Origin of the sequence: Virgibacillus ndiopensis (genome assembly GCF_900187325.1) — a bacterium.
GTDB lineage: Bacteria > Bacillota > Bacilli > Bacillales > Amphibacillaceae > Virgibacillus_E > Virgibacillus_E ndiopensis.
Genome location: NZ_FZMZ01000005.1, coordinates 529,919 through 554,399, shown reverse-complemented (window position 1 = coordinate 554,399; position 24,481 = coordinate 529,919). Strand labels below are relative to the sequence as shown.

The 24,481-nt window shown below is 34.6% G+C and carries 28 protein-coding genes and 1 other RNA gene; 20 read left to right on the top strand and 9 right to left on the bottom strand.

Annotated features, from left to right (window positions below; translation table 11 throughout):
• Positions 1-2 precede the first annotated feature (2 nt).
• Positions 3-2,744, bottom strand: coding sequence for a PBP1A family penicillin-binding protein (locus tag CS937_RS10080; protein ID WP_099158328.1), 2,742 nt, complete (start codon positions 2,742-2,744; stop codon positions 3-5).
• 17 nt (positions 2,745-2,761) lie between these two features.
• A complete protein-coding gene (gene recU / locus CS937_RS10075) occupies positions 2,762-3,352 on the bottom strand; it encodes a Holliday junction resolvase RecU (protein WP_099158327.1) in 591 nt (196 codons plus the stop codon).
• A 125-nt stretch (positions 3,353-3,477) separates the two neighbouring features.
• Between recU and CS937_RS10070 the strand changes: the two genes are divergently transcribed.
• From CS937_RS10070 to CS937_RS10035, 8 genes are all read left to right on the top strand, one after another.
• A complete protein-coding gene (locus tag CS937_RS10070) occupies positions 3,478-4,437 on the top strand; it encodes a DUF2515 family protein (protein ID WP_099158326.1) in 960 nt (319 codons plus the stop codon).
• A gap of 307 nt (positions 4,438-4,744) precedes the next feature.
• Positions 4,745-4,960: a hypothetical protein gene (locus CS937_RS10065; protein ID WP_099158325.1), complete on the top strand. Its 216-nt coding sequence runs from the start codon at positions 4,745-4,747 to the stop codon at positions 4,958-4,960.
• 57 nt (positions 4,961-5,017) lie between these two features.
• Positions 5,018-5,365, top strand: coding sequence for a DUF1798 family protein (locus tag CS937_RS10060; protein ID WP_099158324.1), 348 nt, complete (start codon positions 5,018-5,020; stop codon positions 5,363-5,365).
• Between the two features lie 75 nt (positions 5,366-5,440).
• The gene (locus CS937_RS10055) at positions 5,441-5,848 is read left to right on the top strand and encodes a cytidine deaminase (RefSeq protein ID WP_099158323.1); all 408 of its coding nucleotides are present in this window, start codon (positions 5,441-5,443) and stop codon (positions 5,846-5,848) included.
• 201 nt (positions 5,849-6,049) lie between these two features.
• Positions 6,050-6,355, top strand: a complete 306-nt coding sequence (gpsB, locus tag CS937_RS10050; RefSeq protein ID WP_099158322.1) for a cell division regulator GpsB — start codon at positions 6,050-6,052, stop codon at positions 6,353-6,355.
• A 68-nt stretch (positions 6,356-6,423) separates the two neighbouring features.
• Positions 6,424-6,800, top strand: an RNA gene (rnpB, locus tag CS937_RS10045) — RNase P RNA component class B.
• A 163-nt stretch (positions 6,801-6,963) separates the two neighbouring features.
• Entirely contained in the window at positions 6,964-8,091 is a 1,128-nt protein-coding gene (locus tag CS937_RS10040; RefSeq protein ID WP_099158321.1) for a THUMP domain-containing class I SAM-dependent RNA methyltransferase, read from the top strand.
• Between the two features lie 13 nt (positions 8,092-8,104).
• The gene (locus CS937_RS10035; protein WP_099158320.1) at positions 8,105-9,604 is read left to right on the top strand and encodes a carboxypeptidase M32; all 1,500 of its coding nucleotides are present in this window, start codon (positions 8,105-8,107) and stop codon (positions 9,602-9,604) included.
• Between the two features lie 178 nt (positions 9,605-9,782).
• Here CS937_RS10035 and CS937_RS10030 read toward each other — a convergent pair whose 3' ends face one another.
• Genes CS937_RS10030 through CS937_RS10020 form a run of 3 tightly spaced genes read right to left on the bottom strand, consistent with a single transcriptional unit; the run spans position 9,783 to position 12,126 of the window.
• On the bottom strand, positions 9,783-11,441 hold the full coding sequence (locus CS937_RS10030; RefSeq protein WP_099158319.1) for a b(o/a)3-type cytochrome-c oxidase subunit 1: 1,659 nt from the start codon (positions 11,439-11,441) through the stop codon (positions 9,783-9,785).
• A gap of 2 nt (positions 11,442-11,443) precedes the next feature.
• A complete protein-coding gene (locus CS937_RS10025; protein ID WP_099158318.1) occupies positions 11,444-11,944 on the bottom strand; it encodes a cytochrome c oxidase subunit II in 501 nt (166 codons plus the stop codon).
• Positions 11,945-11,979: 35 nt separating this feature from the next.
• The gene (locus tag CS937_RS10020) at positions 11,980-12,126 is read right to left on the bottom strand and encodes a cytochrome c oxidase subunit 2A (protein WP_099158317.1); all 147 of its coding nucleotides are present in this window, start codon (positions 12,124-12,126) and stop codon (positions 11,980-11,982) included.
• Positions 12,127-12,333: 207 nt separating this feature from the next.
• On the opposite strand from CS937_RS10020, the gene CS937_RS10015 reads away from it, so the two are divergent.
• Both CS937_RS10015 and CS937_RS10010 read left to right on the top strand, forming a co-directional pair.
• Positions 12,334-13,422, top strand: coding sequence for a type III polyketide synthase (locus tag CS937_RS10015; RefSeq protein WP_099158316.1), 1,089 nt, complete (start codon positions 12,334-12,336; stop codon positions 13,420-13,422).
• On the top strand, positions 13,419-13,940 hold the full coding sequence (locus tag CS937_RS10010; protein WP_099158315.1) for an isoprenylcysteine carboxyl methyltransferase family protein: 522 nt from the start codon (positions 13,419-13,421) through the stop codon (positions 13,938-13,940). The genes CS937_RS10015 and CS937_RS10010 overlap by 4 nt, the downstream gene beginning before the upstream one ends.
• A 32-nt stretch (positions 13,941-13,972) precedes the next feature.
• On the opposite strand, the gene CS937_RS10005 is transcribed toward CS937_RS10010, so the two are convergent.
• Positions 13,973-14,650, bottom strand: a complete 678-nt coding sequence (locus tag CS937_RS10005) for a queuosine precursor transporter (protein ID WP_099158314.1) — start codon at positions 14,648-14,650, stop codon at positions 13,973-13,975.
• 153 nt (positions 14,651-14,803) lie between these two features.
• The gene (locus CS937_RS10000; RefSeq protein ID WP_099158313.1) at positions 14,804-15,004 is read right to left on the bottom strand and encodes a cold-shock protein; all 201 of its coding nucleotides are present in this window, start codon (positions 15,002-15,004) and stop codon (positions 14,804-14,806) included.
• A gap of 373 nt (positions 15,005-15,377) precedes the next feature.
• On the opposite strand from CS937_RS10000, the gene CS937_RS09995 reads away from it, so the two are divergent.
• A complete protein-coding gene (locus CS937_RS09995; RefSeq protein ID WP_099158312.1) occupies positions 15,378-17,048 on the top strand; it encodes a formate--tetrahydrofolate ligase in 1,671 nt (556 codons plus the stop codon).
• On the top strand, positions 17,048-17,638 hold the full coding sequence (locus CS937_RS09990; protein WP_099158311.1) for an HD domain-containing protein: 591 nt from the start codon (positions 17,048-17,050) through the stop codon (positions 17,636-17,638). The genes CS937_RS09995 and CS937_RS09990 overlap by 1 nt, the downstream gene beginning before the upstream one ends.
• Before the next feature lie 200 nt (positions 17,639-17,838).
• Here the strand turns inward: CS937_RS09990 and CS937_RS09985 are convergent, their stop codons facing one another.
• Both CS937_RS09985 and CS937_RS09980 read right to left on the bottom strand, forming a co-directional pair.
• Positions 17,839-18,204, bottom strand: coding sequence for a DUF2512 family protein (locus CS937_RS09985; protein WP_099158310.1), 366 nt, complete (start codon positions 18,202-18,204; stop codon positions 17,839-17,841).
• Between the two features lie 96 nt (positions 18,205-18,300).
• The gene (locus CS937_RS09980) at positions 18,301-19,326 is read right to left on the bottom strand and encodes a C40 family peptidase (RefSeq protein ID WP_099158309.1); all 1,026 of its coding nucleotides are present in this window, start codon (positions 19,324-19,326) and stop codon (positions 18,301-18,303) included.
• Between the two features lie 181 nt (positions 19,327-19,507).
• On the opposite strand from CS937_RS09980, the gene CS937_RS09975 reads away from it, so the two are divergent.
• The 8 genes from CS937_RS09975 (at position 19,508) to CS937_RS09940 (ending at position 24,481) form a co-directional block, all read left to right on the top strand.
• Entirely contained in the window at positions 19,508-20,467 is a 960-nt protein-coding gene (locus CS937_RS09975; protein WP_099158308.1) for a thymidylate synthase, read from the top strand.
• Positions 20,468-20,490: 23 nt separating this feature from the next.
• A complete protein-coding gene (locus CS937_RS09970; RefSeq protein ID WP_099158307.1) occupies positions 20,491-20,985 on the top strand; it encodes a dihydrofolate reductase in 495 nt (164 codons plus the stop codon).
• Positions 20,986-21,000: 15 nt separating this feature from the next.
• Complete coding sequence (mobA, locus tag CS937_RS09965; RefSeq protein WP_099158306.1) at positions 21,001-21,579, top strand: molybdenum cofactor guanylyltransferase; 579 nt, start codon at positions 21,001-21,003, stop codon at positions 21,577-21,579.
• 145 nt (positions 21,580-21,724) lie between these two features.
• Complete coding sequence (locus CS937_RS09960; RefSeq protein ID WP_099158305.1) at positions 21,725-21,931, top strand: twin-arginine translocase TatA/TatE family subunit; 207 nt, start codon at positions 21,725-21,727, stop codon at positions 21,929-21,931.
• Between the two features lie 21 nt (positions 21,932-21,952).
• Positions 21,953-22,126 carry a twin-arginine translocase TatA/TatE family subunit gene (locus CS937_RS09955; RefSeq protein ID WP_099158304.1) on the top strand — a complete coding sequence of 58 codons (174 nt, stop codon included), beginning with the start codon at positions 21,953-21,955 and terminating at the stop codon, positions 22,124-22,126.
• A gap of 95 nt (positions 22,127-22,221) precedes the next feature.
• Positions 22,222-22,983, top strand: a complete 762-nt coding sequence (gene tatC / locus CS937_RS09950; RefSeq protein WP_099158303.1) for a twin-arginine translocase subunit TatC — start codon at positions 22,222-22,224, stop codon at positions 22,981-22,983.
• 17 nt (positions 22,984-23,000) lie between these two features.
• Positions 23,001-23,216, top strand: a complete 216-nt coding sequence (locus CS937_RS09945; RefSeq protein ID WP_099158302.1) for a YozE family protein — start codon at positions 23,001-23,003, stop codon at positions 23,214-23,216.
• 113 nt (positions 23,217-23,329) lie between these two features.
• Entirely contained in the window at positions 23,330-24,481 is a 1,152-nt protein-coding gene (locus CS937_RS09940) for an exonuclease SbcCD subunit D (RefSeq protein WP_099158301.1), read from the top strand.

Here is a 24,481-nt window from a genome sequence, read left to right as displayed (position 1 = left end):
AATTATTCTCCTCCATGTGTACGTTGTTCCGTTCCCTCATTTGGGTTTCCACCATCACTTTCTTCATTTTCATCTCCATCACCATTCGGTGGGATAGTTATCGACTTACCCTGTGGTTCTCCACGAACACCACTATTTGCCCCATTTTTACCAATTGGTGTTACGGAGATCGTGTATGTTTTACCAGGCTGTGCATTGTCAATTTTTAGACCATTTGAATTTACATTTTGTTTTTGTGGTGCGCCTCCTTCAAGTGAAACGATAACCTCAAAAGTTGCAGGCGGACCATTATATTGCCAAGATACGTCGATTGTATTACCACCCTCATAGGTTGCGGTCAAACCACTAACTGATTTTATGTTACCTTGACTGTCTTCATTCTCATCTTCTTCATCTTCTTTATCACCAGGAACCTTCACTTTCGTCGTTTTAGCTTCACTTGAATTAGCGTCATCTTTGTTACTAACTGCAACGACTTGAATTTCGTACTCAGCCCCAGGTTCAACATTTGAGATAGCAATAGATGTATCCTCAGTTGATGATAGACTTTGCATTTGACCACCGTTTACACTAGCACTTACATCAAAGGAAACATCTGCATCTTTATCATATTCCCATTCGACATTAACGGAATTTGCATCCTTATCGTATTTTGCTTTTAATTTGCTTACTGGATCAAGCTTATCATATTTTTCACTTGTTTTAGTTGGTTCTGTTCCTTTTACAAAAAGCTCTGTTATAATTTTTGATTCAGGTGTATAGTCACTAGGTAATTTAGCAGGATTAGATCCTTTTTCAACAGCAACTTCTACAACTGAACTCGGCTTTTTAAAATCAGCTGTTTCAATATCTTTTGATATCTCCGTCATCGTGTTTTTAAACAGTAATTGTGGAGTTACCTTGTATTCAGTTGGAATAGCCACTTTTTGATCATCGTAACCAACCCAAGCTGAAATTGTATAATTTGTTGTATATCCACTAAACCATGAGTCAGGACTAGCTGCTTTTCCTGGCAGATTTGTTGTTCCAGTTTTACCAGCTACTGGAAGGCCCGGTATATTAGCTCTGTAACCTGTTCCCTCTGTAACGACTGATTTCAGCATGTCGGTAATCATATATGCTGTAGAATCAGACATTGCAGCTTCCGGTTTCGGTTTCAAGTCAACTTCTTTGTCGTCTGGAAATACAACCTTTGTAACTGCATAAGGGTCGTTATAAATACCTTCATTACCAAAAGCACGATAAGCACCGGCAAGTTCCATTGGTGTAACACCAAGTCCGGCACCACCAATTGCATCAGTTGTTTGTAACTTATCGTTAATATTTATACCTAATCCTTCAGCAAATTCTTTTGCATCTGCTTTGCCAACTTCCCCAAATGTTTTAAGTGCTGGTACATTCAATGAGTCAGCTAACGCAGTACGCATTGTTATCCAGCCAGGATGTTTATTGTTCCAGTTGTCGACCGCGTGACCTCCTCCTAAATCATATGGTTTATCATCATTAATTTGATGATACGTTGACCACTGCTGATTTTCGATAACTGGACCATAATCAAGTATTGGTTTAATTGTGGAGCCCGGTTGGCGCCCATTCCCATCGATAGCGTAATTCCAGCCACCTTTTTCCAGACCGCCTCGTGCTCCACCGATTGCTCTTATAGCACCATTATTCGTGTCTAAAACAACCATACCAGCTTGTAAATCAACTTGTTTTCCTTTTGAGTCCTCAACTTTGTCCGGATATTGGATTGGGTTATCTTCGTTTTCCGATAATAGGAATTCAACATGTTCCTGAATGTCAGTGTCTAATGTTGTATAGACCTTTAATCCATCTGTATATATATCAGCACCATCAACTTTTTTCTCTACCTCTTTTTTCACTCTTTGAATAAATGCTTCATACGAAGAGTTGTCTGGTTTTTTATCTGTTAATAATGATGGAATATCGACCTTTTTGGCCTCTTCAGCTTCTTTTTCAGTAATTTTTCCATGCATGACCATTAGATGCAATACCGTATTCACCCGTTTTTTGGTCAACTCAGGATGATTAAATGGATTATATCCTGATGGACGCTGCGGCAATCCAGCTAAAATTGCTGCCTCTGGTAAGGTAAGTTTACTTAAATCCGTTTTCCCAAAGTATATTTGAGCAGCTTTAGCTACACCGTAAGCACCAGCGCCGTAATAGACTTTGTTCAAATACATTTCTAATATTTCTTCTTTAGAATATTTCTGTTCCAATTGAAGCGCTAGCCATTGCTCTTGGACTTTAATTTTAATTTTCTTTTCATGAGAAAGAAATGATTTTTCAACTACTTGTTGTGTAATCGTACTTGCACCTTCAGAACCGAAACCATCAGTTATGTTGGATACGATTGCACCACCAATTCGCCAAATATCAATACCAGGATGTTCAAAAAATCTCGAGTCCTCTGTTGCGATAACCGCATCAATTAAAACCTGTGGTAGATCGTCATAACCTATCTTTGTTCGTTGTTTCTTTCCTAAATCAGCTATCAGTTCGCCGTCCTTATCATATATTTTCGATGAAAACGGATCAGATAGCTTTGAAGCATCAATTTCTGGTGCGGTAGCAATATAATATGTGAATAGGGCACCGACACCAATTACTAATGCTAAGACGACGATTCCTGTTATAAGCATAATTCGTTTCCATAGTGGTTTCTTTTTGGAATTTTTTTGTTTTCTTCTTGCAGTACGAGATTGGCTGTTATCTGCCATAGCTCATTCCTCCGTCTCTAAAAATAAAACTTATCAATTATTGCTAGATAATCTACTCGTGCTTGGTATTGAAAGGGTATAAGATACCCCTCCTGTTTTACATTATCATAGGGTATGGATTTTCTCCCGCCGCTTATCTTGTTGTTCCAATAAGAAAAAAGTTTCTCAGCAGGAAAATAAAATGTCTCATCATAAACAGCGAATCGAATGATCAAAAAGCAAATTCCCCCATGATCAACAATAGATTTCATATGAATAATTTGATGCTCATGAATATTTGCTAGAGGGAACAGTGTTTTATTTTTTGTTTCTTTTGCCTCAAAATCAATATACTTTTTGCGGTATAAGCCATTATAGTCTGTCGTTGATGCTTGTTTAAAGTATCCCTCCGTTATGACAGCTGCACTTCTTTTCGGATAATTTACCTTTACAATTTGTACTGGTGTAGGTTTTTTATGAATAACTGCCTTGTTCATTTCTAAATAATACGTATTCGTTGCATTTATATCATCTTCCAATGTCATACCACGATTACTAAAACTGCTTTTGTTTAGCTTACTTGTTCCATTTAGTGGAACTGATTTCTTTTTCCCATTAGGATAATTCATCCATTTTCCCTCCTGCATATTACAGTATCATATCAGAAAAACTGATTCTTGATAACTAGCAACGTATAAAACGTGTGTTTTGTGAAGATAGTTAAAAAGAGCACGAGTAGAAAGTAGGTAATTTCATGTATCCAAGTATAAGGGAACAAGACTATATTCATTATATAATAATGAAGACCAAAGCGCATAACGTTGATAATATTTCCCGTACAAAAGCATATCAAAACTTTTATATGGATAATCCTGAAATACAATGGACGTTAGTAGCAAGTCTTGTATCTAGAAATGCTGGATGGAATATGACTGATCTATTCTTACCACCTTACAAAAAAATTCTTCATAAAGATGTCCGTAACCGCTTCTTCATGATATACGAACGGGCAAACTGGCTAATTTTTTCAGATGCATATCCACAATTATTAGTATATAAGCTTTCAAAAAAAGTTAACACTCCATTATTCTATTTGTTAAAAAAGTTTCACGTTTCCAGTTTTATCGTTAACGAGTGGTACCGATTTTGGCACAATCATGATAAACAAAGACTTATGGTCGCCCTTATAATAAATGAACAAAATGTCATTCATTCTCCAGTAATTAAACAGTCCTATTTTAAGTATCAGGTATTTTTTAAACTTCCATACCTCTTACAGGATTTTTTATTCATGAATGCTGTTGTTTTACCAACTAAAAGCACTAAAATCCATGGAGCATTTGTCCATGATTTTACCAACCTTACAAATCGCATTACGTTAGGTAAACAGATAGCTTCAATAATCTTCAACCCCAGCATCTATGACAACATTTTAAGCTTTGTGTTAACTATTGAGCATACGGGATCAAGATGGGATTATGAAAAATTTCTAGATGTATCTTTTCCGAAGAGTCCATTATTACGTTTAGTGTATCCTACCATAACCCATCAAGATATAGTTCGAAATGATTGGTATAAATGGGGGGGCATAAAATCAAAATGGTTCAATGAAGTTCCTTATTGTAGTTTACCTAAAAAAGATGTAGGAACTTTATTTTATAAGAAGCGGGATATGTTATTCGCATATTATCACGTTAAAAATATGTTTACATAAAACAAGGATTTGTATTGATTACAAATCCTTGTTTTAACAACATTTTTAAGTGGATGGTCTGTCTGGTCCATCTAATTTTTTATTTCCAAAACCGTTCCATTTTTTCTTTTCCTTTTCCTCAGATTTTTGCTTTTTTTGTTTCTTCATATTGAATGCCTCCTTTTACAATTAGTCTGTCTAATTTTTATAAAAAAATGAGTAATACCACTAGTTTTGCACTATTTCTTCTAGTTTTGTCGAATAGGAAGGATAGTCATCCATTATAACGAATTAGTTAGTAAATAATTAAAAGGTGAGGGTGAATCTAATGGGTATACGTGCACATAATTTGGAGTATTCTCAGTACGGTATTGAAAAAAAAGAGTTTGCTGATTCCCTGCAACGTATTTCTGATCAGCTTAGATGGATTGATCAAAAACTTCAGATGAAAGTGGAAAATAAAATTACTGATTCCTTTTACGAACAACAACATTCCATAAAAAGGGTACAATTAATAAGCAACCAATTAAAAACCGTGCAATAATTTCTTAAACCGTGGTACAGTTATATGTAGAACATATACAAAGGCGGTTTTTTTACGATGGATTTAAAGGAACAAACGGAAGAACTTAAACGTGAACTTAATTTGTTAAAAGATAGATTTGAAAATAATGAACCTCCTGAAAACAAGCGGGATAAAACGTTCTTTTTAAATGTTAAGGAATATACTGCACCAATATATCGGCTTTTAGAAGTGTGGGAAGAAGCTACGTTAAAAACTGTAAAGGAACGGAAAGTTAACTTACATCCGCATCAAGTAACATCGACTAGAGAAAATATGGAACTTTTATTAATGCACAGCTTTTATATTGATGTAAAACGAAAACGTTATATGGAGTTAAATCATTCAGTCCATTTTATATTTGATCAATTAATTAATGAACTTTAAGTAGTGCAAACGCTTTACAATTATAGTGATGTCTCGTATAATTACTTTCCACCTAAAGTGAAAGGGGAAAGTAAGATGGATCAAGGAAATTTAATTGAAGAAGCTAAAAAAATGAGATCAAAGGCATATGTACCATATTCTAAATTCCCTGTCGGAGCCTCATTACTTACTAAGTCTGGGAAATTATATAATGGTTGTAATATCGAAAATGCGGCATTTCCAGTAACCTGTTGTGCGGAGCGTGTTGCCATATTTAAAGCAATCGCCGATGGGGAAACAGAGTTTGTTGAAATGGCAATTGCAGCTGATACAGAGAGACCTGTACCACCTTGTGGATCATGTAGACAAGTTATGAGTGAATTTTTTAATAGTTCAATGACCATTCATTTAACAAATCTACATAATGATGTAAAAACAGTTAATATGGAAGAACTATTACCATTTTCATTTCAACCGGAAGATTTAACGAATTCTACGAAATAAAACAACCAAATCATATTTCGTTTTAGAGAAACTTTGACTTTTGTCCATTTACGTGTGGAACAAGTCAAAGTTTCTCATATTTATGGTATACTAATTAGTAGACATAAATTAATATCTCAAAAATATAATTAAAATTGACATAAGCTTGTTTGTTTGAAAAAATATAGATGAATTGTGAATAATTATGAGGTGATAATTACAATGGCGTTTAATCAGATTCAATTGAACGGAAAAGATATCTTAGAGAAAAATTTTAAAACAGCAATGCGCGGTTATAACCAGGAAGAAGTAGATGAATTTTTAGATACAATCATACAAGATTATGAAGCTTTTGAGCAGGAAATTGATAGGTTAAAACAAGAAAATGAACGACTTAAAAAGCAGTCAGACCAAACTAGAACAAGATCAACAGCTCCTAATCATCAAGTTAATTATGACATTTTGAAACGGTTATCTAATCTAGAAAAGGCTGTTTTTGGCAAAAAGTACGCTGACGCTGATTCTTAATTGTTTTCTTATTTTTACCAATGAACATAAGACTCAAATATGGTATACTAGATTTAGAAGAAAATTGAGTGCTCATGTAATCGCTGCATACCAATGCAGAGGAAAGTCCATGCTCACACAAACTGTGATGTTTGTAGTGTTCGTGCTTGACGAATTCATAAGTCAAGGTAGCCTGTGATGGCTAACGGCAGGAGAAATTCCTAAGTCTATCATGATAAGGAAGAATATCCTTGAAGGTGCCACAGTGACGAAGTCTGGGTGGAAACATCCAGAGTGGAACGAGGTAAACCCCGCGAGTGAGCAACCCAAATAATGGTAGGGGCATCCTTGATTAGGGAAATGAACCGAAAAAGGGACAAGTTATACTTGTAGATAGATGATTACGACCAAATGTACAAGGCTGACCACCACTTGAGTACAATGGTACAGAACATGGCTTATCGAGCATTCATTGGTCTATAATTTTAAACATATGATCAAACCTTTCAAATCGCTTATAGCTTTTTTGAAAGGTTTTTTACTGTTAAATTATATATATCCTTTTTAATTTATAGTTTACAATGGTAAACTAAGACTAATTTAAGTTATGGAAACGAGTGAATATGTAAATGGTACAACACGTAAAACTAATAGCAACTGCAGCAATGGGACTGGAGTCGGTTGTTGCAAATGAAGTACGGGATCTTGGGTATGAGGTAGAAGTTGATAATGGGAAGGTTTTATTCAATGCACCAATATCAGCAATTCCACGCTGTAATTTATGGTTACGAACTGCTGACAGGGTTAAATTGTTAATTGGAGAATTTAAAGCAATGACCTTTGATGAACTTTTTGAAAATACTAAAGCGTTACCATGGGAAAATTTCATAACGGAGGATGGCCAATTCCCCGTTTCTGGGAAATCAATAAAATCAACTTTATATAGTGTACCAGATTGTCAGGCTATCGTGAAAAAGGCTATGGCTGAACGATTGAAACTCAAATATGGGCTCGCCACTAAGATGTCGGAGTCTGGAGCAGTTTATAAGGTGGAAGTAGCTATACATAAAGACAAAGTAACATTAACATTAGATACATCTGGTAGTGGATTACATAAACGTGGATATCGTGTTGGCCAGGGGGAGGCTCCATTAAAAGAAACCATGGCTGCTGCATTAATAAAACTTACTAATTGGAAACCGGACCACATGTTAATCGATCCTTTCTGTGGTTCTGGAACAATTCCAATTGAAGCTGCCTTGATCGGACAAAACATTGCACCAGGCTTTAACAGGGAGTTCGCTTCGGAAAAATGGGATTTTATCAAAAGTAACTATTGGGAACAAGCTTTTGAGGAAGCCGAAGATAAAGCAAATTATGATCAAAAACTTACGATAATTGGTTCAGACATTGACCATAGTATGATAAAAATTTCTAAAGATAATGCAAAAGAAGCAGGACTAGGCGATTTAATTGAGTGGAAGCAAATGCAGGTAAAAGACTTGTTTATTCGAAACGAGTACGGTTACATCATCGGTAATCCACCATATGGTCAACGAATTGGAGATAAAAAAACAGTTGCTGGCCTATATAAGGATCTTGGAACTATTATGAAAGAGCATCCAACATGGAGTGTATATATTTTAACTGCGTTTACAGAATTTGAAAAACAATATGGACAAAAAGCAACCAAGAAAAGAAAACTGTTTAACGGGTTCATTCAAACAAATTACTATCAATATTTTGGCAAGAGATAGAGGGGGAAGAAATATGGGGAACTCGTCGTTATTAGAAAAAGAATTTCAAGATTTGTTAAAAGAAAAAAATTCATACCGTGAAGCGATTATGCTAGCTCACTGGGATATGCGGACAAAAATTCCTAAAAAAGGCGTCGAGCAACGCTCAGAGGTTATTGGCTTCTTATCGGAAAAACTTCATCAACTCGAAACATCTGAGAAAATGAAATACTTTATTGATAAGCTAAATTATTCAACTGAAAATGACGTTATTAAAAAGACAATCAAGGATTGTGAAGAGACATATGAACGTAATCGAAAAATTCCTGCAGAAGAATATAAAGAATACGTCATGCTCCAATCAAAATCTGAATCCATTTGGCAAGAGGCAAGAGAAAAATCAGACTTTTCCTTATTTCAGCCACATTTAGAGAAACTGGTCGACTATAATAAAAAATTTGCAAATTATTGGGGTTATGAAGACAACATTTATGATGCGTTATTGCATGAATATGAACCAGGGGTTACAACCAAAACACTAGACAAGGTGTTTCCGGAGCTAAGAAATGAATTAACAACCTTAGTGGATAACATTAATCAGAGTAACGCAAAACCTGATCCATCTGTTCTTACAGGGCACTTTCCTAAAAAAGAGCAAGAAGCTTTTAGTGTGGAGATCCTAAAACGTATGGGATATGATTTTGCTTCTGGTCGACTAGATGAGACTATTCATCCATTCGCTATTGGAATAAATATGAACGATGTACGTGTTACAACAAGATATGATGAAGAAGATTTCCGTATGGCAGTATTTGGTACCATACATGAGGGTGGTCATGCACTTTATGAACAAAATATTAGTCAAAAGTTAGCTTTTACGCCTTTAGCTACAGGAACTTCTATGGGAATTCATGAATCGCAATCATTGTTTTGGGAAAATTTTGTTGGTCGAAGTAAATCTTTTTGGCAGTCTCACTATAATCTGTTTAAATCATACGCTCCAAAGCATTTCAATGGCGTATCATTAAATGACTTCTATCGAGCGGTAAATGAGGTTAAGGCATCATTTATCCGAATCGAAGCAGATGAATTAACATACCCGCTTCATATTATGATCCGATATGAGCTAGAAAAGGCATTAATCAATGGAGATATCAATGTTTCGGAGTTGCCGCATTTATGGAATGAAAAAATGATCGATTATTTAGGAATTGAACCACCAACAGACCGGGAAGGGGTGCTACAAGATATTCATTGGGCAGGGGGAGATTTCGGGTATTTTCCATCGTATGCACTTGGTTACATGTATGCAGCACAATTCCAGCATACAATGAATAAGGAGTTAAATTTGAATGATAGTATTGTGAAAGGTGATTTTGATCAAATTCGTCAATGGTTAACGAAGAATATTCACCAATATGGTAAAATGAAAAAACCATTAGAAATTATTCAAGATGTTACAAACGAACAATTGAATCCAGACTATCTAGTTTCTTATTTAACTAAAAAATATACGGATATATATAATTTATAAAAAACAGGGGAGAGTTCCCCTGTTTTTTATTTAGATTGTTTTCTAGAAGGTTATTGCTTTTTCAAATCTAATGTTGATATAAATAGCAACATAAGTGTAGTGTTCATTTAGCATTTTTATAGGTTTTTGCGCCCGGCCCGTATACACTCCACCTTTGCGAAAAGAGCCTTTATTTACATTATTGATTCCCAATTGGCCAATCAAATGGAGGTGACCCTGCTGGTGAATGTACAATAATATCTATAAATGGAATTGTATAAGCAAACAATATCAACACAACAGTTAATCCAATCCATAATTTCCAGTTCTCCAAAAATTTTGGGGTTGGCTCCGCATCTTTTTCTTCCTCAGCAAGTGGGAATTCCTCGTTACCTTTCGGTGCAAAAAAAGCTAGATTTATAAAAATATAAATCATCAATAATATTCCAATGAATAAAATAGAACCGCCAATAGCTTGACCTATTTGATAGCCAATCCAATCTGAAGCTTGTTCTGTTCCTCCATAAGTTGAATAAGCTGATCGCCTAGGAGCTCCTAAAAGTCCTGCAATATGCATCGAACCAGACATAAAGGACATACCGACTGCCCAAACAACAGTTTGAATTAATCCGAGATTATTGATTTTTTTTGTTAATTTACGTCCAGTTAATACCGGGACTAACCAATAGGATACACCAAAAAATGTCAAAATAACAGTTGTTGCAACGGTTAAGTGAAAATGGCCAGTAACCCAGATTGTATTGTGAACTACGGCATTTAATTGGTGTGATGCATTAATGATTCCACCTGTGCCAGCAGGGATAAAAGCTAGCATACCAATCATTGGTGCGAAAAACCGTACATCTTTCCATGGTAGATGTTTAAACCAACCAAATAGACCAGTAAAACCTTTTCTTCGTCCAGTAATCTCAAACGTTGCAAACATCGAAAACGCTGTTAACAATGATGGTATAATTACCATAAAAGTAAGTACTACCTGTATAAATTTCCAAGTTGGATCAATTCCGGGTTCTGTCAGTTGATGATGGAATCCAACCGGTATAGAAAACATTAAAAATAATACAAAAGATAAGCGGGCTAGTGAATCACTGAATATTTTTCCACCGATAACTTTTGGTATAATTGCATACCAAGCCATATAGGCAGGTAGTAGCCAAAAGTATACTAATGGATGACCAAAATACCAGAACAATGTTCGACTAACCAAAACGTTAATTGTTTCAGCATATCCTAATGACCATGGGATAAATTGAATTATAACTGTGGCAGCTACTCCAAGTGTGGCAATTAACCACAATAACATGTTAATGACAACCATAAATGCTAATAATGGTGATTTTTCGCCTTTATTATCTTTCTTCCATCTAAATAATTGATGAAAGTTTACAAAACACGCTACCCAACTACCGATAATAACTAATGCTAACCCAATATAAAACGCTGGATGGGCCTTTAGTGGTGCATAAAATGTATACAGAACACTCGCTTTACCTAACAAAATTGTTACAGCAGTCATAATTGTTCCAACTAGCATAATCCAAAAGCCAATCCAAGCTATTTTTCGTTCTTTAATTGTAATTCCAACTGTCTTTTTCATTAACGCGTATTGAAAACCAATGATAAAGTAAGTTGTTAAAACAAGACCTAAAATTACACCATGTACGGTTAATATTTGATAGTAATTGATCCCCCATGGAAGTGTTAAAGCACCTGATCTAACAAAAGTTTGTAACAGTCCCATCAAACCACCGATTAATAGCGAAATAAACGCAACATATATAAAAGCCATTGATAATCTTGTATCTTTCTTGGTTAATTGTAATTTTTCATTAATCATGACTAATACACCTCCACTTTAGTAGACATGAGATGATGTCCTAAACCACAGTATTCATTGCATAATAACGTAAATTCTCCATATTTATCTAATTTAGTTTCATAACTACTTATATAACCGGGCTCAACCATCATATTTACATTTGTACCTGCAATTGAAAATCCGTGGACTACATCCTTTGTAGTTACCTGAAACAATACGGTTGCTCCTTTTGGAATACGAATTTCCTTAAGAGGGGTACCATCTTCGTTTTTTCCTAAGTCAAAATTAAATGCTGTTGCGACAACATTAACAATATATTTTTGATCATTTACTTTTGTAACACCTAAATTTTCTTGTTTGAACGCATCATACGCCTCCACATTTTCCGGATCGATTGTCATCATGTGACTTTGTGGTTGTAGTCCTTTATAAAATGCTCCAAAACCAATGATAGTTAGAAACAATAGTAAAGATCCAACCCCAAATATAAGCCAAATCTTTTCATATTTGTGTAAATGCATGTCTGTTCACTCTCCCTAATCATTCTTGTTCACGTTTATCTTGAAACGAATATTGCAAAAACCCCAAACCAACTTACAGCGATGAATGTTCCAAGTAAAAGTACAGAAATTAATGTACCTCTTAAATTTGGGTCTTCTTTTTGAAGACTAGAATGCTTGTTTTTTTTCGGTAGATCACTCATTCAACATCCCTCTTTTCATTTTGATTTATAAACATATATTCCTATATAGTTCCAAACTCATCTATGATAAATATCACACTTGTATAAAGTGTCACGATATGGACATATTTATAGTTGTAAGTCGTGCTATATAAGTTGATTAACGAAACATAAATTACTGAAAATAACACAAACTATCTTAAACATAATAATGAAGAAGGAGATACTATGGCATTTATTTGTTCAACTGGTGTAGGCATTCCGCAACATGAAATAACACAGCAAGAGATAAAGCTACTAGTCGAAAATATATTTACTTATACCGAAACGGAATTAACTAGATTACTTCCTGTATTTGACCATGCTGAAATAAACAAACGACAATTTGTTGTTGATAAGGAGTGGTTTAAAGAGAATCACTCTTTTGAAGAGAAAAATAACTTGTATCAACAATATGCATGTAAGTACTCACTTGAGGCTATTGATAATTGTTTAACGAACAAGGAATTTTTAAAGGAAGCTATTCCGTATAATGCGGTGGACATGATTATTTTCGTATCATCGACAGGGATTGCTACACCATCAATTGATGCTCATATACTTAACGAACGACCTTTTCGCGATAACATTTGTCGCATGCCTTTATGGGGATTGGGATGTGCTGGTGGGGCTACAGGCTTATCCCGGGCATTTGACTGGATTTCTGCACATCCTGACAAAACCGCCCTATTGGTTTGTTGTGAATTATGTGGGTTAACGTTTCAAAAAAATGATAATAAAAAAAGTAACCTAATTGGTACTGCTTTATTTGGTGATGGCGTAGCAGCTGTTTTAATTAGTGGTGAAGATTCACCTTATCATTCCTTTCGAAAAAAAGTATTACCGAAGATTATTAAGACAAGTTCAGTGACGAAAAAGAATAGTCTTTCTGTTATGGGATGGGACGTAACAAATAATGGGTTAGGAGTGATCTTTTCAAAAAGTATTCCAGAACTTGTACATACCTTTTGGAGTAATCATATACACGCATTTTTTCAAGAAATACATGTAAATGAAGTTGGGGTTCATTCATTTATTTCACATCCGGGTGGAAAAAAAGTATTAGAAGCAATGGAGGAGGTATTGCAATTATCTGAAGGGAAATTAGCTAATTCCTATAAAGTATTAGCTAATCATGGAAATATGTCTTCTGCAACAGTAATTTATGTATTAAATGAGTGGATGAAAGAAAAGATAAATGAAAAAGAACTTAGTATCTTATCAGCATTAGGGCCAGGCTTTAGCTCAGAATTATTATTATTGGAGTGGAATCGATGACAACTTGGATGTGGATCCTGCTTGGCGTTATTATTTGTCAACGTCTTGTGGAGCTTATAATAGCAAAAAGGAACGAACAATGGATGAAAAATAGAGGAGGCATAGAGCAGGGAGAAAAACATTATAAATGGTTTGTTATCCTGCATATAATGTTTTTTCTTTCTATTTTGTTCGAAGTAAGCATAAATAGTGTTAATGATCGACATTTAAATTATCTACTGTTTAGTATTTTTCTAGCAGTGCAAATAGGTAGAGTCTGGTGTATACAAACGTTAGGAAGGTTTTGGAACACGAAAATTATTGTACTACCTGGAGTTTCAATTCTAAAAAAGGGACCATATAAATATATAAAGCATCCAAATTATCTAATTGTTTTAGTAGAGTTAATTGTAATTCCAATGTTATACGGTGCCTATATTACAGCAATTTTATTTCCATTATTCCATATCGGATTGTTAAGAATACGGGTGCCTCGCGAGGAGAAGGCGTTGACAAAAGCTACACTACCTAAGATATAAAAAACGAGAATAGCATTTGCTATCCTCGTTTTTTACGCTTTATTATTCATATACTTCGCGATATACATAAATGGTGTGTCTAGAAGTGCCACGACAAACTTGATAATATATGTTGTTACAAAAATTTCTATCCAGATATCAAAAGGATATTGACCATAAAAGGCTATACTGCAAAATATAGTAGTATCCAATAATTGACTTATCATCGTACTACCGTTATTTCGAATCCATAGAAATCTGTCCGATGGAAATAGCTTTTTTAGTTTATCATATATCCATACATCAAAATATTGACTTATAATATATGCAGCTAGACTTCCCAAAGCTATCTGTGGAATTATGCCAAATAGCGATTCGAGTGAAGAATGTGCTATGTCATTAGGACCAGGCTCGAAGGATAAAGCAATTTGCATGATGACAGTCATTGTAATTAACGTGGTAAACCCCAGCCATACTGCTTTCTTAGCATCTTGCTTACTATATTTCTCGTTTAAAATATCGGTAGCTAAATATGCTGATCCATAAACTATATTTCCAAGTGTGGCTGTTAATCCAAATAATTCAATTGTCTTTAGGACTTGAATGTTTGCAATTACCGTAGCCATTCCGATCCAAACAAATAAACCCATCTTTCCATATAAGCGATAAAAGAGTAATAATAACGAAAAATTCACTACTGCAAATAATATCCATATTATTTCATTTGCCATTAAATTTCCTCCTTAGTTTTGATAACGCGGGAGTTTGCGAACCGCGAATTATACAACAGAAAGTATTATACGTATCACGATTGTAGAAAGCAAGTAAACTACCAAAAAAAGCGGTAATCTAGTGAGATTACCGCTTTTTATATAATGTTTTGATTATAATTTCGTGACATTAGCAGCTTGTGGTCCACGTTCACCTTCAACGATTTCAAATGAAACCTCTTGACCTTCTTCTAATGATTTAAAACCTTCTTCTTGAATTGCAGAATAATGTACAAATACATCATTTCCACCTTCTACTTGGATGAAACCATAGCCCTTTTCTGCATTGAACCATTTTACTACTCCATTTTCCATGTGAACAATCCTCCTAGAAACTTTCACGTAAAAGTATGTTTTCTAAAACCTACTTTAGAACGTGGTAATATACAAAGCAGAATAATAAAACATCAAAAAGGCAACTCTTATAGAAGCGTAGGATCACTATTGCATCCACTTCTATAGAAGCTGCCTGTCTTTAATGATTCCATACATCTTCTTTGCTTGTGTCCAATATAGCTTATTTCCAATTAACAGTCAAGAATTTGCCGCTGAAATTCAGCTATTTTTTTTGGATGAAATGGCTATATTTTTGTTGGAATTCAAGATATAATGAAAGCGTTTATAATTATGTGAAAACAAACACAAATAGATTATACTGTAATTATAGTTAAGAGAGGAGTTTTATGAAATGAGAACAGATATTGAAATTGCGCAACAGGCTACGCTGAAACCAATTAGCGAGATTGCGGGAAACCTCCATCTAACGGAAACAGACTGGGAACCCTATGGTCACACAAAAGCAAAACTGTCTGATGATTTATTAAAAAAACTTGAGAATAGGCCAAATGGTAAGGTGATTTTAGTAACCTCGATCAATCCAACACCTGCCGGAGAAGGGAAATCAACAGTTACAGTCGGATTAGGACAAGCGTTAAACAGAATCGGCAAAAAAGCTATTATTGCATTAAGAGAGCCTTCTCTTGGTCCTGTAATGGGGATGAAGGGTGGTGCAGCAGGGGGAGGATACTCACAAGTACTGCCAATGGAAGATATCAATTTGCATTTCACTGGAGATCTTCATGCAATCACAAGCGCTAATAATGCATTATCAGCTATGATTGATAATCATATCCATCGAGGTAATGTATTAAATATTGACCCAAGAAGAATTGAATGGAAACGTGTTATGGACATGAATGATCGTGCATTAAGAGAAATTGTCGTTGGTCTCGGTGGGCCGTTGAAAGGTGTTCCTAGAGAAGATGGATTTACCATTACAGTTGCTTCTGAAATAATGGCTATTTTATGTTTAGCGACAAGTCTTGAAGATTTAAAGAAACGAATTTCGCAAATTGTTATTGGGTATACATACGATGAGTCGCCGGTAACTGTTAAGGATTTAAAAGTAGAAGGGGCACTGACACTGTTATTAAAAGATGCTATAAAGCCTAATTTAGTACAAACTACCGAGAATACACCTGCAATAATACATGGTGGACCATTTGCCAATATTGCACACGGCTGTAATAGTATTATGGCAACAAGAACGGCCGCCAAGTTGGGTGAATATGTAGTAACAGAAGCTGGTTTTGGTGCTGATTTAGGTGCTGAAAAATTCCTAGACATTAAAACACGAGCAGGAAACATTGATACTGATGCAGTTGTTATTGTAGCAACTGTCCGTGCATTAAAAATGCATGGTGGAGTAAATAAAGATAATTTAACGGAGGAAAATGTAGAGGCATTAAAAACCGGTATAGAAAATCTTAACAAGCATATTGAAACGATAGAATATTTTGGATTACCTTACGTGGTGGCGATCAATAAATTTCCAACTGACACAAAGGACGAAATAAATTTTATTAAATCATGGTGTGAATCAAGAGGAATTGAAGTAGCTCTAACTGACGTATGGGCTCAAGGCGGTGAAGGAGGTCTTGAACTAGCTGAAAAAATTGTGAAAAAAGCCCAATCAAGTGATAGAAATTTTAAATACGTTTATGAGTTAGAAGATGCCTTGGAAACAAAAATTCGAAAAGTAGCTCAAACTGTTTACGGAGCAGATGATATTGAATTGTCATCTAAAGTCAAAAAACAACTCAATTTTTATGAACTGCAAGGGTGGGGAAAACTGCCGATTTGTATGGCAAAAACGCAATACTCGCTCTCTGATGACCCAACTTTGATAGGAAGACCTAAAGGGTTCACTGTTTCCATTAGAGAACTACGTATAGCTGTTGGTGCTGGTTTTATCGTTGTTTTAACAGGGGACATGATGACAATGCCAGGTTTGCCAAAGAAACCAGCTGCCTTGAACATGGACGTTACAGAAGACGGAAGAATCTTAGGATTATTTTAATGGAAAAAGAAAAACAACTGCAGGCTATTCAAGTCTATGTAAAAGAAATATTTCATGATGATGCTACAGGACATGATTATTTTCATATGAAACGCGTTGCTGAAATGGCAAAAACTATTGCTAAACAAGAAAATGCAGATTTATTTGTTGCTGAAGCAGCTGGCTGGCTTCACGATATTGGCGATCATAAGCTTTTCGATAATCCAACAAAAGTAATAAACGATTTATATTCATTTTTAGAATCGATACAAGTTTCCTCGGATGAAATTGAAAAAGTAAGAATAGCTGCACGTGATGTCTCGTTTAGCAAAGGGAAAACACCTACTACAATAGAAGGGAAAATTGTTCAGGACGCCGATAGACTTGATGCAATCGGGGCAATCGGAATTGCACGGACTTTTGCTTATGGAGGAGCTAAGGGTCAATTGATTTTTCATGATAGTAAACAAGAATCAACATCAATCCGGCATTTTTATGATAAATTGTTAAAACTAAAAGATTTAATTCATACGGCAACAGCAAAACAGATTGCAAATGAACGTCATTCATTTATGGAAACATTTTTAGAACAGTTTTATGAAGAATGGTAAACAAAACGAAAGTGCCGTCCCAACACAGGTGGTTCGGTGTCATTGGGAGCTGTAATTTTAGCTAAACATTCCTATCGCATGTGTGAGGAAATTTCAATGGGGGTTGGAGCTGGAAGTGGCTAATTCGATTATTGATTTGATAATTTCCTGATTAAAAAAAATCGAGTAGATGGAGTATCCCACCTACTCGATTTTTTACGTTACTCACTTACAGGATCGTCTTTACGTACCCTGCCACTTTGTAGTAACCAATTATGTTGAAAAATCTCTGTAACCGCAAGAATTGCACCTGTTAAAGCTGCTCCCCAAAAAGTTACTTCAGAATCTGCGAAAAACATCGCTCCAAAATAAATAATGAGAGTAGACGCAGCGAAATCCATAATCGTACTTAACCAATTTGTATCTTCTCGTAACATAGCCACTTCCATAAAATATCCAATCACCGCTAATACGACTCCAATGATAATGGGTTGGTACCAATATGCGAAATCTACATTAGGAAAGATCCACGAAGCTAATATGATAGCTATTGGAGAAATAATTAGTTTAACAATTAATCCGGTCATTTATATCCCACCTTTTTTTCTTAGTATTTGTTGTGTTTAGTGGGATTATTACGAAACGAAGTGGTAATATATTCTAGTACCATAACATTTCACTAATTACTTTATCCGCTTCGCTCCAAGATATCTTTTTTGCCAATAGTCGTATTCCATCTTTGAAATTTCTACTCCATTCGATTGACCAGCATGTATAAATTTTCCATCACCAATATAAATCCCCATATGTGATGGACCAGGTTTATACGTTTCAAAAAATACAAGATCACCAATCGATGGACTATTTACTGGAGTTGCAAAATTCCACATCTCAGGAACTGTTCTCGGTGTAGTGATATTTTGTGTCGAATAAATGTATTGAATAAATCCGCTACAGTCAAATCCACCTGGTGATTCACCACCCCACACATATGGAGTTCCGATATAAGAATATGCAGCTTGAACAACACCAGAGTGATTTTTCCCTGTTTTTTCTACGTTCTTTATTTCTTTTTCAGTTTCTTTTCTTTCATTATCCGTCTGTTGCTGCTCCGTTTTTACTTTTTTCGTTTCTGCTTTACTGGATTGATAAAGCGTTGTAAGAGATTCCTTAGATACCTTTTCTGTCAGTTCGATATCATGTTCTTCTTCAGCAATTTCCAATGCTTTTTTGGTTAGAGGACCGTATATTCCATCTATTTCCCCAGTATAATAACCAAAATAGGATAATGCTTTCTGAACAATTTTAACATCATTATTATGCAGACCAGGGTAAATGGAATCTGATAGTTCTTCTATTTGATCCAAATACATTTTCATTTCTACTTCTATTAATTTATCTATCGTTTCTTCATCTGCCTGACCAGACATTCTTAAATGGTATTTTGCTTGAAATTTCTTTAACGCATGTTCTGTCAGTATTCCATAATCTCCATCAATTTCGTCATCGTAGTAGGACAATTTATTTAATTTACTTTGTAAGACACGAACTGACTCTCCATGTTCACCATATTCCAATTGTTCTGCTTCTAATAATTGTTTATTTTGAAGTACAGGATATGCATCAACGTAAACAGCTAGCGGTTGGCTTAACATGTAGCTGTATACAACGGATTGTTTTAGTACATGTTCTACAGTACTATTTAGCATGCAAGATCCCCTTTCTCTGAGTTTGACTCTTCTAAATACGTTTATGTAGAAAAAAGTAAGTTTATGAGCTAATCGATTTTACGTTTATGTTACAATAAAGAGAAGTTTCACTTTGAGAAGCTACTGCGCATTAATGTGGGACAAAACAATTATACTACTATTAAAGTATGGAGGAGATTACATGCTAATAGGCGAGCAAGCATACTTAAATCTATGTAAACATGTTCTGGAAACAGGAGTAAAAAAAGAAGATCGAACAAATACTGGTACATATTCCGTGTTTGGACACCAAATGCGATTCAATTTACATGAAGGATTTCCATTATTAACGACAAAAAAAGTTCCGTTTCGTCTAGTAGCCAGTGAATTATTATGGTTTATTAAAGGTGATACCAATATACGATATTTAGTTGAAAACAATAATAATATTTGGAATGAATGGGCATTTAAAAAATGGGTGGAGAGTACTGATTATAATGGTCCTGATATGACTGATTTTGGCAATCGCTGTCAACGTGATCCTGAATTTAATAAGCTTTATCAGGAGCAGATGGCTATTTTTAAATACAAAATTTTACATGATGACTTATTTGCTGGAAAATATGGTGATCTTGGTTCTGTCTATGGTAAGCAGTGGCGTGCGTGGAAAACATCCAAAAATCAAACGATTGATCAAATAAAACAGGTAATTGAATCAATTCGTACGACTCCGGATTCACGTCGACATATTGTAACAGCTTGGAATCCTGAAGATGTTCCTTCAAATATGGCCTTGCCACCTTGTCATACGTTGTTCCAATTTTATGTAGCTAATGGAAAGCTCTCATGCCAATTGTATCAACGAAGTGCGGATATCTTTTTAGGGGTACCGTTTAATATCGCTAGTTATGCATTGTTAACGTATTTAATTGCGCATGAATGCGATTTAGAGGTTGGAGAATTTGTCCACACATTGGGCGATGCGCATATTTATACTAATCATGTAGAACAAGTAAATCAACAACTTAAACGAGAAATACGAACATGCCCTAAACTTCGTATTAACCAAGAAAAAGCTTCGATTTTTGACTTTGAGTTATCTGATTTTGAATTAATTAACTACAATCCACACCCAACGATTAAAGCACCAATTGCTGTTTAATTAGAGAAAGGGAGGGTTTCTACATGATTTCATTACTTTTAGCTATGGACCGTAACCAATTAATCGGTTCACAAAATGATTTGCCATGGCATTTACCTAGTGATTTAAAATTTTTTAAGGAAGTAACTACTGGTCACACTATTATTATGGGACGAAAAACATATGAATCAATAGGCAAACCATTACCAAACCGAGTAAATGTTGTTATAACAAGAAATCAAGCTGAATATCCAGAAAAGGTAAAGGTAATTGATAATATTGAAACTGTTCTAGATTGGAACAGGAATCATCCTAGTGAAGAATTCTTTATAATCGGTGGAGGTACCATTTTTGACCAAGTCCTCCCCCACGCCGATCGAATGTATATTACATATATCGATGAAATATTTGACGGTGAAATCTATTTTCCGAAATTTTCTTTTGAAGATTGGAACTTAACCTCAAAAGAAAAAGGGGAAAAGAACGAAAAGAATCCGTATGATTATTACTTTTTACAGTATGACCGTAAAAGTAACTAATGTGGAGTGAATATTATGAATAGTTGCGGTGTGATTTTATCAGGTGGTAAATCTTCTCGAATGGGGAAGACTAAATCATTATTACCCCTTCATAACAAATCGGTAATTGAACATATCGCTTTGGAGTTATCCAAATTTGTTGATGATCTAGTTGTAGCTACAAACGAGCCTGCTAAATATACATTTCTTGGCCTTCCGATGTTTACGGACAGATACACTAATAAGGGTCCATTGGCAGGCATAGAAACAGGCATTTATCATACAAATGCTGATTTTTACTTTTTTGCTGCATGCGACATGCCCTTTATTAATCAACAGGTTTATAATTTTTTAGTTGACCAATTAAAAGACTTTGATGCAGTTATTCCTGTGTATGAAAACACAATGCATCCATTAACAGGTATTTATAAAAGATCAGTGCTACCCAACATACAACAACAATTAGATAGGGATGATCGGAAGGTAAAAAAATTGTTCGATTATATTAACGTCAATTATGTAAGTCATTATGACACCATATCGGATGAAATTTTACAGCGACATTTTTTTAATATGAATTATCCAGCACAGTATGAACAAGCAAAAATATTATAAGTTGTTATATCATGGATAATCATGTTAAACTATATACGTTTACAAGCTTCATACTTTACCGAATTTGAACGTTTTATGTTATTTAAAAAATGTATTTTAAAGTTTAATCGTATGATATTATAATTAAAATAAAGAAGGTGTGTTTATGTTTACAAATATAGGGTTTCCAGGGCTAATATTAATTTTAATTATTGCATTAGTAATTTTTGGACCGAAAAAGCTTCCAGAGATAGGAAAAGCTGCGGGAAATACATTACGTGAATTTAAAAATTCTGCTCGTGAGTTAACTAGCGATGTAACGGATGAAGTGAAGGAAACAAAAGAAATCGTTAACGGAAAAGAAAACAAATAAATTCTTCGGAGTGATTGTTATATGTTTAGTAATATTGGTATTCCCGGTTTAATATTGATACTTATCGTGGCGCTAGTAGTCTTTGGCCCATCTAAACTCCCGGAAATCGGTAAGGCTTTTGGTAGTTCACTAAAAGAATTTAAAAATGCGACTAAAGATATTGTCTCTGATGATGAGAAAAATAAAAACAAATAATGGATATATAGTCAAGGTGTGAGGGGGTACGTAACCTTACATCTTCTTTTGTGCTAATGTAGAAATTAGCACAGTCTAGGAGAGAGTGTATAACAATGTCTGAAGATCAACAATTTGAAAATGAAAAAGAGATGAACGTAACTGGGCATTTATCTGAGTTAAGAAATAGGCTTATTGTGACTGTAGTTATTTTTGCGATCTTTTTTGGACTGGGTTTTGTCTATGTTAAAGAAATATATAGTTTTTTAATCAAAGATATAGATTTCACATTAAATTTCACAAGCCCTACGGATATTATTTCAGTTTATTTTACAATGGCTGGTTTAGTTGCAATAACTGGTACTTTACCAATTCTCTGTATTCAGGTGTGGCTATTTATAAAACCTGGTTTAACGTCTAATGAACGAAAAGCTTCTCTAGCTTATATTCCGGCAGTCTTTCTATTATTTTTGGGTGGAATTACATTTGGTTATATAGTTTTTACTAAACTAATAATGCCATTTTTGTTATCACTTAATGATGGGTTTGCAAACGAATTATATACGTTCGGTAACTATTTTAAATTTTTGTTACATGTTACCATTCCATTTGCCGTTTTATTTGAAATTCCTATAATTGCCATGTTTTTAACAACATTAGGAGTACTTACCCCTGATTTCATGCGTAAAACAAGAAAATATGCTTATTTCATATTAATTATTATTGGTGCTGTCATAACACCACCAGATTTTGTCTTACAAATTGTAGTAGCAATTCCATTAATCATTCTTTATGAAGCAAGTATTTATCTTTCTGGAATTGTTTACAGAAAAAAATTGAAGAAACATGAGGAATTCATGGAACAGGATAGCTTCTGATTAATGAGGTGTATAATGTGCGATCATTTTATCATTATATATTGACGTATCGGGGAAAAAAGCATGATGATAAAAGTCGGTTGGCTGATTGGATCTTTTATGATCATGATTTTCCAAAGTATTCCACTGATTATGGGGAAATTAGTAATTACTTAGAGTGGAATAGTCCATTTCCAAATGCATTAACTGTATTTGATGAGGTTTGGGAATTGTATAGTCAATATAAGAAGTAATATAGCTCTGGCAGCTTTTTATGCCAGGGCTTTTATTTTTACAAACTCCAGCCATATTAACGTCAATAAATGACAAAATCGTGTTAAACTATTCTGTACGAGGTGAATTTAAAATGAAAATAGTACATACGGCAGATTGGCATTTAGGTAAAATTGTTAATAGTGTTCACATGACAGAGGAACAGGAATATATTCTAAATCAACTGTTAGAAATTATAAAATCGGAGCAACCAGATGTCATTATTATTGCGGGTGATTTATATGATCGGGCAATACCTCCAAAGGAAGCTGTTGAGGTGTTAAACAAAATATTAACAAGTCTAATTGTAGATTTCAAAATACCCGTTCTTGCAATAGCTGGCAATCATGATAGTCCAGATCGATTAGAGTTTGGGAATCAGCTATTTCGTACACAACAGCTGTACATGGAGACTAAGTTAACAGAACAATTAAAACCAATTGTCTTATATGATTCATTTGGTCCAGTTCATTTTCATTTGATTCCGTATGTAGAACCGGCAGAAGTTAGACAATTATTAGATGATGACACTATAAATTCACACCATTCCGCATTTGAGGCCATTATAAATACTATTAAACAATCCAACAATATGAGTGATCGTCATGTATTTGTTGGACATGCTTTTTTAGCAGGTGGAATGGAATCTGAATCGGAAGAACGTTTATCAATGGTTGGAGGAAGTCCGTATATTGATGTATCACTGTTTAGCGATTTTTCCTATGTGGCATTTGGTCATTTGCATCAGGCACAACGTGTCACAAGTGATGTAATTCGTTACAGTGGATCAATTTTAAAATATTCTTTCTCAGAAGCAAATCACAGAAAGTCGGTTACAATCGTTGATTTGGATGAAAACGGAAATTGTGACCTGTCGATAATTCCTTTAATACCTAAACATGATATGCGAGTTGTAGAGGGTTACTTTGATAAGTTAATTAATGATCCAATTGGAAAAACGGATGACTATCTACATATTCGTTTATTAGACGAAGGACAAATTATTGATCCAATGAATAAGCTCCGAAAAGTTTATCCTAATATATTACGCCTGGAACGAAAAACCTTAGAATCGAAAAATAGCTTACTAGATTTAAAACGAATTAGGCAAAAACAATCAAAATCTCATTCAGAGCTATTTGCATCTTTTTATGAGGAAATCAAAGGTGTTCCTATTCCCAATGAAAACAGAGAACAAGTTGAGAAAGTTGTAACAAAATTAATGGAAAAAGAAAGAGGGGAATAA

What these genes read in the sequence shown, in the direction of transcription:
- recU (WP_099158327.1), bottom strand. Translation starts at nt 3,352, where the DNA reads ATGAATTATCCTAATGGGAAAAAGAAATCAGTTCCACTAAATGGAACA.
- CS937_RS09980 (WP_099158309.1), bottom strand. Translation starts at nt 19,326, where the DNA reads ATGCTAAATAGTACTGTAGAACATGTACTAAAACAATCCGTTGTATAC.
- CS937_RS10080 (WP_099158328.1), bottom strand. Translation starts at nt 2,744, where the DNA reads ATGGCAGATAACAGCCAATCTCGTACTGCAAGAAGAAAACAAAAAAAT.
- CS937_RS09940 (WP_099158301.1), top strand. Translation starts at nt 23,330, where the DNA reads ATGAAAATAGTACATACGGCAGATTGGCATTTAGGTAAAATTGTTAAT.
- CS937_RS10025 (WP_099158318.1), bottom strand. Translation starts at nt 11,944, where the DNA reads ATGCATTTACACAAATATGAAAAGATTTGGCTTATATTTGGGGTTGGA.
- CS937_RS10020 (WP_099158317.1), bottom strand. Translation starts at nt 12,126, where the DNA reads ATGAGTGATCTACCGAAAAAAAACAAGCATTCTAGTCTTCAAAAAGAA.
- CS937_RS10005 (WP_099158314.1), bottom strand. Translation starts at nt 14,650, where the DNA reads ATGGCAAATGAAATAATATGGATATTATTTGCAGTAGTGAATTTTTCG.
- CS937_RS09990 (WP_099158311.1), top strand. Translation starts at nt 17,048, where the DNA reads ATGGAAAAAGAAAAACAACTGCAGGCTATTCAAGTCTATGTAAAAGAA.
- CS937_RS10035 (WP_099158320.1), top strand. Translation starts at nt 8,105, where the DNA reads ATGGGGAACTCGTCGTTATTAGAAAAAGAATTTCAAGATTTGTTAAAA.
- CS937_RS10065 (WP_099158325.1), top strand. Translation starts at nt 4,745, where the DNA reads ATGGGTATACGTGCACATAATTTGGAGTATTCTCAGTACGGTATTGAA.
- CS937_RS10015 (WP_099158316.1), top strand. Translation starts at nt 12,334, where the DNA reads ATGGCATTTATTTGTTCAACTGGTGTAGGCATTCCGCAACATGAAATA.
- CS937_RS10060 (WP_099158324.1), top strand. Translation starts at nt 5,018, where the DNA reads ATGGATTTAAAGGAACAAACGGAAGAACTTAAACGTGAACTTAATTTG.
- gpsB (WP_099158322.1), top strand. Translation starts at nt 6,050, where the DNA reads ATGGCGTTTAATCAGATTCAATTGAACGGAAAAGATATCTTAGAGAAA.
- CS937_RS10070 (WP_099158326.1), top strand. Translation starts at nt 3,478, where the DNA reads ATGTATCCAAGTATAAGGGAACAAGACTATATTCATTATATAATAATG.
- tatC (WP_099158303.1), top strand. Translation starts at nt 22,222, where the DNA reads ATGTCTGAAGATCAACAATTTGAAAATGAAAAAGAGATGAACGTAACT.
- CS937_RS10040 (WP_099158321.1), top strand. Translation starts at nt 6,964, where the DNA reads ATGGTACAACACGTAAAACTAATAGCAACTGCAGCAATGGGACTGGAG.
- CS937_RS10000 (WP_099158313.1), bottom strand. Translation starts at nt 15,004, where the DNA reads ATGGAAAATGGAGTAGTAAAATGGTTCAATGCAGAAAAGGGCTATGGT.
- CS937_RS09995 (WP_099158312.1), top strand. Translation starts at nt 15,378, where the DNA reads ATGAGAACAGATATTGAAATTGCGCAACAGGCTACGCTGAAACCAATT.
- CS937_RS10030 (WP_099158319.1), bottom strand. Translation starts at nt 11,441, where the DNA reads ATGATTAATGAAAAATTACAATTAACCAAGAAAGATACAAGATTATCA.
- CS937_RS09985 (WP_099158310.1), bottom strand. Translation starts at nt 18,204, where the DNA reads ATGACCGGATTAATTGTTAAACTAATTATTTCTCCAATAGCTATCATA.
- CS937_RS10055 (WP_099158323.1), top strand. Translation starts at nt 5,441, where the DNA reads ATGGATCAAGGAAATTTAATTGAAGAAGCTAAAAAAATGAGATCAAAG.
- CS937_RS09975 (WP_099158308.1), top strand. Translation starts at nt 19,508, where the DNA reads ATGCTAATAGGCGAGCAAGCATACTTAAATCTATGTAAACATGTTCTG.
- CS937_RS10010 (WP_099158315.1), top strand. Translation starts at nt 13,419, where the DNA reads ATGACAACTTGGATGTGGATCCTGCTTGGCGTTATTATTTGTCAACGT.
- mobA (WP_099158306.1), top strand. Translation starts at nt 21,001, where the DNA reads ATGAATAGTTGCGGTGTGATTTTATCAGGTGGTAAATCTTCTCGAATG.
- CS937_RS09955 (WP_099158304.1), top strand. Translation starts at nt 21,953, where the DNA reads ATGTTTAGTAATATTGGTATTCCCGGTTTAATATTGATACTTATCGTG.
- CS937_RS09970 (WP_099158307.1), top strand. Translation starts at nt 20,491, where the DNA reads ATGATTTCATTACTTTTAGCTATGGACCGTAACCAATTAATCGGTTCA.
- CS937_RS09960 (WP_099158305.1), top strand. Translation starts at nt 21,725, where the DNA reads ATGTTTACAAATATAGGGTTTCCAGGGCTAATATTAATTTTAATTATT.